Origin of the sequence: Kamptonema sp. UHCC 0994, assembly GCF_029167235.1 — a bacterium.
Classification (GTDB): domain Bacteria; phylum Cyanobacteriota; class Cyanobacteriia; order Cyanobacteriales; family Microcoleaceae; genus Kamptonema.
The window spans coordinates 1-10743 of record NZ_JARFTR010000165.1 but is presented as its reverse complement, the minus strand read 5'-3'; the positions used below and the strand labels follow the sequence as shown (position 1 = coordinate 10743).

Genomic DNA, 10743 nt, shown 5'->3' with positions numbered 1-10743 from the left:
GGTATCATTACCGCCCAGAGGGCGGCGTTACAACACTGGTATAGCAACCCCTAAGACTGTTAGGACACTCGCTCATAGCTTCCACAATAGATTCTATTCCCCTCTTTCCCTAGCCCTGAGCATCGTAGCCCCTAGTCCCTAGCTATAACTAATTTTTAATTCTGTAGAGCGGCTAAAAGGCATAATAAGAATGCCTCTGTCCACTCAACAACAGCACCGTAGGTATCGCCAGTATGACCTCCTAAACGGTGATTAAACCAGGCTCCTGTGAAAATAGCGATCGCACCTCCACCTAATGCCATTCCTGCCGCCAAAAGCCAGCGATCGCGGTCTAAAATAATTTGTAAACCGCTCAGACCTAACAATAAAAATAGTCCGGGTAAAAAATGCAGAGGCGAGTAAAGAGTATCTTTATGAAAAGCTCCTTTGCCAGTAGCTTTCAGATAGGGATAACGCGCGATCGCCACTAATTGCCCCCATCTACCCCAACCAGCAGCCGCCATCAAAGCCAACCAGCGATCGCCATTTAACTCACTCAGGGCCGTAGTTTTCAACAACACGATCGCGATCGCAGCCATCCCCCCAAAAGCACCCGTCGCACTATCCGCCATCACCTCCAACCGTCGCTGCGGATCGCCAACAGCCAAACCGTCAGCCGTATCCATCGCTCCATCTAAGTGTAAACCGCCCGTGACCGTAATTCCACTGAGAACCACCAGGGCCGATCGCGTAAGTACAGGCATCCCCAAAAACTGCAATCCAATATCAGCTACACCCAATATACCGCCTATCATTAAGCCGATTATAGGAGCCAAACGCGCAATACCACGAAATTCCAAAGTCCAAGAGATCGGTACAGGCAAACAAGTGTAGAAAGCAATGGCAGCCGCTATTCCTGCTCCCTGCGTCCTGAAATACTTACTTAGAGAGCGAACCCATTTATTATCTACCATAGGATATAAATTTTCAGTATTTTAAGGGAGTTGTGAATCCACTAGGGTATGCCAGAATTGGATCGTTAATACTCCTTCGGGCCTTGGGTAAGACAGCACTCCCGCTTAGTCCATTTCCCAAGAAACCGATCGGGGCCGCGAACCCGAAAATCTCGATCTCAGTAGCGGCTAATCTCAATTTATCCCCTTCTTCCTCCCCAGAATGCTAGCGGGTTCCTTAATTTCCGCAACGCGAACACAACTACACCAGAGGCTTTTGTTCCATGAGTCACAATCAATTTAATAACAGGGTAGCTGCTCCTTGTATCGTCGATACGGGAATCGTTGTTAACAAGCGGGATCTACAAAGATTGCTTGTTGATTTGGGCCGTGTCCGCTACATCCACATTCAGGATGGTACAATTCGCAGCGAAGGAGAAGGTTACGTGCTGGAGGTCTTTGCCGATCCCACTCGTTCCACTCTGATTGCGAATCACGCGCTCTATTTGAATGTTTATAGTTTTGATTACCTAGAACTGAAACAGTCGCCGGAAGAGGGGTCTTATTTCGACTTGATGCAAGATGGCCGCCAGTTACGGCTGATTCCCCTATCAAATCCTCTCCAAGAGCAAGTTACAAGGAACTTAAACGCGGCTGCTTTGGATGCAGTGGTGGATCAAGTGCTCTCAGCTAACTGGGATGTCCAACTCGATGACGATGATTGCCCGTTTTAATTTCACTGGCAGCGTTTGGGAATTATGGCATTAGGCTAATTGCTAATGGCTAATTGCTAATGGCTAATTGCTAATGGCTAATTGCTAATGGCAAACTGAAAAAATCTCTCAAAGCTCCCATTACCTCATGCCCGATGCCGGATAATTTTTCTTTTCAATCTCAGGCTAAATGTAGCCAAACGCAAGCGCGTGCAGGTATTTTTACAACTCCTCACGGTTCAGTAGAAACACCTAGATTTATGCCAGTGGGGACGCTGGCTAATGTCAAAACTCTCACACCTGCACATTTGGAGGCGGCGGGTGCTCAGATGGTGTTGGCGAATACTTACCATTTGCATCTGCAACCGGGGGAGGGAATTGTGGCTGGTGCTGGCGGATTGCACAAGTTTATGGCTTGGAAAGGCCCGATTTTGACTGATTCTGGTGGATTTCAGGTATTCAGTTTGAGCGAGATTCGCACGATTGGGGAGGATGGGGTGAAGTTTCGCTCTCCCCGTGATGGGATGATGATTCACATGACACCGGAACTTTCGATCCAAATTCAAAATGATTTGGGTGCGGATGTGATTATGGCTTTTGATGAGTGCCCGCCTTATCCCGCGTCACGGGAAGATGTGGCGGCGGCGACGGATCGCACTTACCGCTGGCTGAAACGCTGTATTGCTAGTCACCAGCGATCGGATCAGGCTTTGTTTGGTATTGTTCAAGGTGGGGTTTATCCAGATTTGCGATCGCGTGCGGCTAATCAGTTGGTAGATTTGGATTTACCTGGTTATGCGATCGGCGGGGTGAGTGTGGGTGAACCGGGGGAAATGATCGAAGACATTGTAAAGGTGACTGCACCGCTTTTACCTCCAGAAAAACCTCGTTATTTGATGGGAATTGGAACTTACCGGGAGATGGCAGTAGCGATCGCCGCTGGTGTAGATTTGTTTGATTGCGTGATTCCTACTCGCTTGGCGCGTCACGGGGCGGTTTTGGTAGGAGGGGAGCGCTGGAATCTCAAAAATGCTCAGTTTCGAGAGGATTATGGCCCTGTCGATCAAAATTGCCCCTGCTATACTTGCCAAACTTTCAGCCGTGCTTATTTGAGCCACTTAGTCCGGGCTCACGAAGCTCTAGGTCATACTCTGCTGTCGATTCACAACGTTACGGAGTTAATTCGCTTTACTGTGCGGATTAGGGAAGCGATTCTGAGCGATCGCTTTACTGAAGAATTTGCTCATTGGCTTGCACCAAGTACCAGATCCTCTGCGAACGCCTCATGTTAAGATGTACGACAATTATTAAAATTGTGTTGGAGAGGTTCATTAATTCATGGAAGCTGCACTGCTGTTAGCAAAGCTGCCCGAAGCTTACTCAATCTTTAACCCCTTGGTTGACGTTTTGCCCGTGATTCCCGTGTTTTTCTTGTTACTAGCCTTTGTTTGGCAGGCTGCGGTTGGTTTCAGATAATTTTATTCTGAGGTCAAATCGTTAACTGATAACGGTTAACGGTTAACGGTTAATGGTTAACCGTTATCAGTTAACTGTTATCAGTTATTTGCCTGGGCCGATCGCTTTTTTAAATGCCGGTCGCTCTGATATACGCTTGATGTAGTCGAAAACTGCGGGATAAGGGGTAAAGTCGAATTGCATTACCATCGGAATGTAAGCCAAAATCGAACCGACGGCTACATCTACGACGCTGAATTCATCTCCCATTAAGAACGGTTGCTGCTCTAAGATTTGATTGAGTGGGGTTAATAAACGAGGGGTTTCGCGATCGCTATTCGTTTCTAGCAAAATCCCTGGCCCCAAAGTTGCATTGCCAAATAAGACCCACTGCCCAACTTCAGCTTGCTTCTCCAAAGATTCAGGCATTTTACCATATTTGTGAGCTAGATATAGCAGAATCGCGCCCGATTCCCAAAGTTTAAAATCTCCATCTGCGATCGCAGGAACTTTCCCAAAAGGGTTAATTGCCAAAAAATCTGGTTGTAAATGAGCTCCTGCTTGCATATCTAGCAACACAAACTCATAAGGTATTTCTATTTCCTCTAAGTACCACTGAACGATCGAGGCCCGGCTGCGGGCTCCTCCATAAAGTTTTAGCATGGTATTTCCCTCCTTTAAATCAATTTTTCAATTTTTAGCCAACAACTTTAGTTTAACTTAAATTGGTAATTTGTGATTGGCAGAACTGTTGTGTGTGGCTACAAAACTAAAAAATTCCATGTTATTGAGTCTTTATAAAGAATAAAAGCAAACCCACTACATTACAGATAATACCCATTAAAATTATAGAATATCCAGGGGGTTCTTTGACTGATAGACTTAACTGCTTGGGATTTTGTAAAAAGGTATTAATCTCAGATACCATTTCTTGCTTTCCTTGGGCATAATTAGTGGATAGGGAGCCAAATGTTAATACTTCCTTCTCTGTTACTAAAATACAAACCGTTATTTTAGAACGTGAAGACTGTTGGACTCTAGCTTCTTTAAGCTGACTCAATGGGAATTGCTTAACACTTGTTCCCGAAAGGGTAAAGTGAGAAATTTCACAGGTATTGGCAGCTTTTTTAGTTCGATTACAAGCGAGTGAATATACCTGAAATCCTTCTGAAATTAGAAATAATCCCACTATCAGCGCGAGCGCGGCAAACAGCCATTTTTTAAAAGGAAGAGAAAAAATAAAAATCATCATTTTTGTAATCAATGTTTTCTGTTTTTATATTTATAATTAAAAGAAGTTTTTAGTAACTTTATTTTCAACTATTCAGCGCATCTGGAGACGACACATCGAGAGCCTTCCTCCTAAAAATCATGTAAACTAATATGAAAAGTAGAGACTCTTTGGTAGAGATTTTGGTAACAAGCGGATTTATCTATGAACCTGATGCTCAATAGCCAGTATGACTTCGTACCTCGCTACTTCCGACTCGCTCTAGCCAACGTCCTATCAAATATTATGGTGCCACTGGCAAATTTAGTCAGCGTCATCTTCTTAGGTCATCTGGAAGGAATCGAACACTTAGCAGGAGTTGCCTTAGCTGGAAACCTGCTTAATTTTCTTTACGAGATTTTTCTGTTTTTACGCATGGGTACTACTGGGGTAACGGCTCAAGCGGTGGGACGAAATGACCGAGAAGGCGTGCTGTTAGTGGGACTGCGTAATGGTTTAATTGCTCTGGTACTGGGTATCGCGATCGCACTATTGCAGTACCCTTTAGGAGAACTAGGGTTTGCCTTCCTAGATGTCGCACCAGAAGTTAAAGCTTCAGGTCTAGCCTATTTCAATACCCAAATTTGGGGAGCACCCGCCATTTTGCTCAATTTTGTCTTAATTGGTTGGTTTTTAGGACAGGAAAAAAATGCCTTAGTTGTGGTGGTGTCTGTCGTTGGCAATGCTGCCAAAGTTGCACTCGACTACCTGTTGATTATCCGGTGGGGTTGGGAAAGTACGGGGGCTGGAGTGTCCTATGCTATAAGCCAATATCTGTGCCTATTCGTGGGATTGATTTTTTTGTACCAAGAAATCCAATGGCAAGAGGTAAGAGCCGTCGCTAAAAAAATTTGGCATCCCTCAGCGATAAGAGCTACCTTGACTCTTAATGGAAACATCTTTGTCAGCAATTTAATTTTTATCTTTACCTCCTTAACGTTTAACTATCAGGGGGCACAGATGGGGACGATTATCTACGCTCAAAATGCCTTGCTCTTACAGATATGCAATTTCAGTATCTATTTTGTTGAAGGATTGGGATTCGGCACGGAAACTCTGGTCGGAAACTTTAAAGGTAAAGGATCTTCAGAACAGTTAGTACCTCTGGCTGGTGTTTCTCTAGGAACGGCTCTGCTGGTGGGACTTTCTTTCGGCGGAGTGTGTTGGCTATTTCCCGATACGGTTTTTGGGTTGTTAACCAATCACACCGAAGTCACCTCTAACATTGATATTTTTGTTCCCTGGTTGGTACTCGTCCTGGTATGTAGTTCAATAAGCTTCATGCTGGATGGGTACTTCTTGGGTTTGGCTCAAGGGCATACCCTCCGAAATGTTAGCTTAGTTGCTCTTGCCGTGGGATTTTTACCGGCGGATGTAGCCGCCATTTACTTTGAGAGTAACCATATCTTGTGGTTGGCTATCTCTTTGTTCCTCGCCATCAAAATGGTGATGCTTGGGGTACAGTTGCCCAGGACATTTGCTCGTGATGTTGAGGATGGTGGTGTCTCTCCTTTGCATCTAGAAGAATCTCGCGACTTGACTGTGGCTATAGAAGAAAACCGTCTACAGATGGGACGCGAAAAATTGGAGGTTGGTTCGGATGAGAAGCAATTGATAAACTAATCGTTAACTTTTTTGCAACTAAGGTGTATCTGCCAAATTTTGTAGCCTGTCCGACAAGATTATCTCCTTGGAGAGCTGTTAGGACATTTATACCTTTCCCATGCGGACTCCACGATTTCATCAATCAGCTTTACATACGACAGTCCAGCCCACTCCGCCATAATTGGCAGCGGTGAGAACACAGGGTTTAGTCCTGGCAGTGGGTTCATCTCCAGGAAATAGAGAACGCCAGCCGCGTCGCAGCGCAGATCCAGACGAGCGACATCACGACAGCTGAGGGTGTAGTAAGCTACTAACGCTAGCTGCCGTGCCTGGGCTGCTAAAGGTTCCTCATCTGTTACCTGGCGATAGAATATCCTTTCCCGATTCCCTTCCATTTTCTTTCCCTTTTCAAGTGTAGTAAAGGCAGCAAATTCTGCTTTGTCGGTAAAAAATATTTCCGTTACTCCTACTACCCGTGCTGTACTGCCGTTGCCGATGATGCCCACTGTCACTTCCTTTCCTGGGAGAAAAGTCTCCACGAGTACAGGCTGGTGGAACTGTTTGAGCAATTCTCGGCATACAGCGACAAGCTCCTCGCGTTCTTTAACCAGGGAACGCCCCGTTACCCCTTTAGAGCTGCCCTCCGCCACAGGCTTGAGGAACAGTGGCATGGGGAGCGACACAGCCGCTGCCTCCTCCAGCGTACTCACCACCTCAAACGGTGCTGTTGGCAAGCCGCGATCGCGCACCACCCTCTTAGCCAGCGCTTTGTCTAGGGTAAGGGCGCAGGTGAGGGGGTCGGAAAAGGTATAGGGTTGAGCGAATAATTCACAAACTGCCGGGACTTGCGCTTCCCGAGAACGACCCTTTATCCCTTCGGCAATATTAAAAACCAAATCCCAGCGATCGCCCTTTGCCAACCTTCGAGCAAGTGCTCTACCATTACCGATGCGCTCAACCTGATGACCTAACTGAAATAATGCATCTTCCAGCCCGATGATGGTTTCTTCATCGTCGAACTCCATCACCTCAGCAGCGCTGAAACCAGCCTTAAGGTAGTCTGCCTTAAGGTCATAACACAGACCAATCAATAACCCCATAACCCTATGACTCTCAGTGAGAAAGCTTTCGTTATTAGCTTTAATGTACAACAAATCAGGTGTCTTAATTGACAGCTACAACTTAGATAAGAATCGTTTTTCAGAAGGATTTCCCAAGAAAACTTTTCTGAACCGACAAAATACATCAGTTCCGAGTTCGCGAACTCTCTTTCTAATGTCGTCAAGCAGAGATGAATTGGCGTCAATGTACTCGCAAGCCGTACAGCATGTAGTTGCAACACGAAATTCTAGATTTTCTGGCTCTGTGCCGTAGATATGTACGGGCCACCAAAAGCACTCGGATGGTTTTACGCCTTCTAGATGCAGCCTGCATAGATTCTTTTCGGTTAGGAACTGACAGCAATCTTTTTGATCGTATAGGTAGAATCTGTCATGCTTAACACATCGGGACTCGAACTCATCAAGTTCACTTGGTGAGTTGTCAGTTAGCCATGAAACAATTGCTTTATATTCGTCTTCAGGCAAGAACAACATACCCTTTTTGCAGCAGCTAGCTTCAGCTTGCTGACAGGCACTAGATAGTCTGGAGTTTACAGGATTAGTAGGTGTTTTCATCTATCACTTCAATAAATATAGGAATATAGAAAAACTCACACAGTACTCATGAACCAGCAGTCCCTGGTTCATGAGTACTAATCGCTTATCTTCCGAAGCCCTGTGACAGTTTAGGGCGCGGAATGTGGGATAAAAGGTGTCAGCCCTGCTCCACTGGATCTACATAAGTATACATCTTGCCTTCCCAATTGCGCACAACAGCTTTGCCATTCTCGTAAGCAAGTAGGGTTTCGGCTTGAACTGGCACTTTGCCACCACCACCAGGAGCATCAATCACATAGGTTGGCACGGCGTACCCAGTCGTGTGACCCCGCAGTTTAGATATCAAATCGATGCCTGTTTGGACGCTCGTCCGTAAATGGGCAGTACCAACAACTGGGTCGCACTGATATAGATAGTAGGGTCGCACGCGCAACTTCAGCAAACCGTGAAACAGCTCCTTGAGCGCCTGTTCGGAGTCATTCACACCCTTGAGCAGCACAGTCTGACTGCCTAAAGGAATGCCACCATCAGCCAGCAGATCGCAGGCGTGTGCCACTTCCGGGGTAAGTTCCCGCACATGACAAAAGTGCAACGACAGCCACACGCGATGCTTGCGAAGCACGGCAACAAGTTCCGGCGTGATTCGCTGCGGCAAGAAACTCGGTATGCGGGAACCGATACGCACAAATTCAATGTGAGGAATGGCACGCAGCCTTCCGAGTAAGTTGTCTAAAGGTTCATCAGACATTAACAGTGGATCGCCACCGGAAATTAGCACGTCCCGCACTTCGGTGTGTTCCTCTAGGTAGGCGATAATGGCATCCAACCGCCGCGTCACCGGGTACATCTCACCTTGGCTGACCAAACGCGATCGCGTGCAGTAACGACAGTAGGCGGCGCAAGTGTCTAGGGCAAGTAGTAACACCCGATCGGGGTAGCGGTGTACGAGTCCGGGTACTGGGCTATCGTGGTCTTCGCCGCATGGGTCTACCATATCTGCGGGATCGATTGTAAGTTCTTCCTCTTTTGGAACCACCTGCAACCGCAGGGGGCAAAGGGGATCTTCCGGGTCAAGCAGCGATGCAAAGTGCGGTGTCACAGCTACAGCAAACTTTTCTGGGGCGATCGAAAGTCCTCGTTGTTCGGCGGAAGTGAGCTTTAGCAAACCTTGAAAGTGTTCCAGCTTACTCAACCGATGTCGCATTTGCCAGTGCCAATTATTCCAGCGATCGGGGTCGTAAGTTTCCCCAAATATCTGACAAATTTCCTCACGCCGAAACCTCTTTATCATAGGTTTAGCAAGGACTTTGTTTTGTTTCATATTTTGTAATTTTTATTTCTTGTCTACCCAACTCTGTCAATCCTAGCATAATGCCAAACCTGTCTGTAGAAGAAGTTGGTAATTGCTAATTGGTAATTGATAATTGGGATACACAGATTTTACAGATTCCTCTGCTTTCACAGACTAAAGGATCGTGACTCTAACTAATCCGTGTAATCCGTGTAATCGGTAAAATCCGCGATCGTAATTGGTAATTGGTAATTACTAATTGCTAATTCAGGACTTACGTACCCAACCAAAGAAACCGGGTTTCGACTTTCGCTCAACCAGCAGTTTTTTTGACGAAAATATAGCAACCGCCACAACGGTTAGGACATTCTCAATCGCCCAAACTCTTTCTCCGATTGCATTTTCCTCCTGCCTCCTGCGTGACCCACATACGATCTCAGAAACCCGGTTTCTGGACGACCTGCGTAAGTTCTATATAATTAACAGTTGACAGTTAAAAAAGTAAGTTGTTGAGCTTCAGCGTTCTTAAAAGTGTTGAAGCACAATAACTTACCTAAATGAAGTAGTTATTTAATTTCTGTTCCGAGCTAGAGGATTTTTCGCATTCAATCAACCCTCTTCGGTGGGCAGAGATCGCCCTATATTCTAGATTTCTATAAAACTTTATGAGTATGTGAATGCTGTTTCACATTGTCTTCTATGCTGACAATCCGAGCAGAATTGAGTACGCGCTTGCGCTCTAAAGAGTAGTTAAAATCTTGTCGGACTGTGCCGACGGGGATATGAGATTGAGCTTGGGGGCGAATTTTGTAAGTCCTCGCGGCCGCGATCGCTCTAAAGCTAAACTCATCACTAAACTGAGCATCAGCGGGAAAATCTGCTGGTAGTTGCAGGGTTTCGCCGTCTAAAACTGCTCCCAAAGTTGTACCGCAAGCCATTTGATAAGAAGTAGGAATACCCTTGACAATAGCTTCTAAAGCTGCTGAGGGAATAGCTTCCACAACTTTGACTTGGTAAACTTCATTATCTTCTTTGATGAAGCAGGTAGCTAAGCCGAGTGCCACATAGTCATCAGTACAGAGATCGGGAGCATTGGCATAAACAGTTGCAGTAGTCATAAGTTGAAGGAAGAAGGAAGAAGGAAGAAGGAAGAAGGAAGAAGGTTAGACCTATCGGTTGATAGTATCATTTCCTGAAGCCATTAAGCTAAATGGCGGATAATTCGGCAAGGATTGCCGGCGGCGACAACATTTGCGGGGATATCTTTGACAACAACGCTGCCAGCACCGATAGTCGTATTGTCGCCAATAGTTACTCCGGGACAAATGATACTACCGCCGCCAATCCAAACATTATTACCAATATAAATCGGTGCGGCGAGTTCTTTACCAGAAAGACGAATTTCTGGGTCAGTAGGATGATAGGCGGTGTAAATTTGTACGTTGGGGCCGCAGAGTAAATTTTCGCCAATATTAACGATATTGCAGTCGAGAATTATGCAGCCAAAGTTCATATATAAACCATTGCCAGCATAAATGTTACTACCGTAATCGCAGAAAAAAGGCGGCTCAATCTCAACTTTTGGGCCGACTGAGGCGAATAATTCTTGGATAATTTCTAATCGTTTTTCGGGTTCTTCTTCGGTGGTAGAGTTGTAGATTCTGGCAAGGCGGCGAGCTCGCTTGCGATCGCGCATTAATTCCTCATCACTGGCCAAATATAATTGGCCTGCTAACATTTTTTGCTTTTCTGTTGTTTCCATAACTTGAATACAAAATAACAGGAGTTACCACCCTCTGACGTAACGCCGCCCTCTGGG

11 protein-coding genes are annotated in these 10743 nt (G+C 45.8%); 4 read left to right on the top strand and 7 right to left on the bottom strand.

Annotated elements, in window-relative coordinates:
* Positions 1 to 155 precede the first annotated feature (155 nt).
* Positions 156 to 953, bottom strand: coding sequence for an adenosylcobinamide-GDP ribazoletransferase (cobS, locus tag PY364_RS15610; protein WP_275523884.1), 798 nt, complete (start codon positions 951 to 953; stop codon positions 156 to 158).
* A 263-nt stretch (positions 954 to 1216) separates the two neighbouring features.
* Between cobS and PY364_RS15605 the strand changes: the two genes are divergently transcribed.
* From PY364_RS15605 to PY364_RS15595, 3 genes are all read left to right on the top strand, one after another.
* On the top strand, positions 1217 to 1666 hold the full coding sequence (locus PY364_RS15605) for a hypothetical protein (protein ID WP_275523883.1): 450 nt from the start codon (positions 1217 to 1219) through the stop codon (positions 1664 to 1666).
* Positions 1667 to 1800: 134 nt separating this feature from the next.
* The gene (tgt, locus tag PY364_RS15600) at positions 1801 to 2937 is read left to right on the top strand and encodes a tRNA guanosine(34) transglycosylase Tgt (RefSeq protein WP_275523882.1); all 1137 of its coding nucleotides are present in this window, start codon (positions 1801 to 1803) and stop codon (positions 2935 to 2937) included.
* Between the two features lie 46 nt (positions 2938 to 2983).
* On the top strand, positions 2984 to 3121 hold the full coding sequence (locus tag PY364_RS15595) for a photosystem II reaction center protein K (RefSeq protein ID WP_007353093.1): 138 nt from the start codon (positions 2984 to 2986) through the stop codon (positions 3119 to 3121).
* Between the two features lie 84 nt (positions 3122 to 3205).
* On the opposite strand, the gene PY364_RS15590 is transcribed toward PY364_RS15595, so the two are convergent.
* Together PY364_RS15590 and PY364_RS15585 are read right to left on the bottom strand one after the other, a co-directional pair.
* Positions 3206 to 3763 (bottom strand): glutathione S-transferase family protein, encoded by a 558-nt coding sequence (locus PY364_RS15590; RefSeq protein ID WP_275523881.1) that lies wholly within the window; start codon positions 3761 to 3763, stop codon positions 3206 to 3208.
* A gap of 121 nt (positions 3764 to 3884) precedes the next feature.
* Entirely contained in the window at positions 3885 to 4352 is a 468-nt protein-coding gene (locus PY364_RS15585) for a hypothetical protein (protein WP_275523880.1), read from the bottom strand.
* A 183-nt stretch (positions 4353 to 4535) separates the two neighbouring features.
* Here PY364_RS15585 and gntT point away from each other — a divergent pair, with 183 nt between their 5' ends.
* Positions 4536 to 5993, top strand: a complete 1458-nt coding sequence (gntT, locus tag PY364_RS15580; protein ID WP_275523879.1) for a guanitoxin biosynthesis MATE family efflux transporter GntT — start codon at positions 4536 to 4538, stop codon at positions 5991 to 5993.
* Positions 5994 to 6052: 59 nt separating this feature from the next.
* On the opposite strand, the gene PY364_RS15575 is transcribed toward gntT, so the two are convergent.
* From PY364_RS15575 to PY364_RS15560, 4 genes are all read right to left on the bottom strand, one after another.
* On the bottom strand, positions 6053 to 7129 hold the full coding sequence (locus tag PY364_RS15575; protein ID WP_275523878.1) for a D-alanine--D-alanine ligase: 1077 nt from the start codon (positions 7127 to 7129) through the stop codon (positions 6053 to 6055).
* Between the two features lie 661 nt (positions 7130 to 7790).
* Positions 7791 to 8954, bottom strand: coding sequence for a KamA family radical SAM protein (locus PY364_RS15570; RefSeq protein ID WP_275523877.1), 1164 nt, complete (start codon positions 8952 to 8954; stop codon positions 7791 to 7793).
* A gap of 623 nt (positions 8955 to 9577) precedes the next feature.
* On the bottom strand, positions 9578 to 10042 hold the full coding sequence (locus tag PY364_RS15565) for a hypothetical protein (RefSeq protein ID WP_275523875.1): 465 nt from the start codon (positions 10040 to 10042) through the stop codon (positions 9578 to 9580).
* Positions 10043 to 10125: 83 nt separating this feature from the next.
* Positions 10126 to 10686: a sugar O-acetyltransferase gene (locus tag PY364_RS15560; RefSeq protein WP_275523873.1), complete on the bottom strand. Its 561-nt coding sequence runs from the start codon at positions 10684 to 10686 to the stop codon at positions 10126 to 10128.
* Positions 10687 to 10743 lie beyond the last annotated feature (57 nt).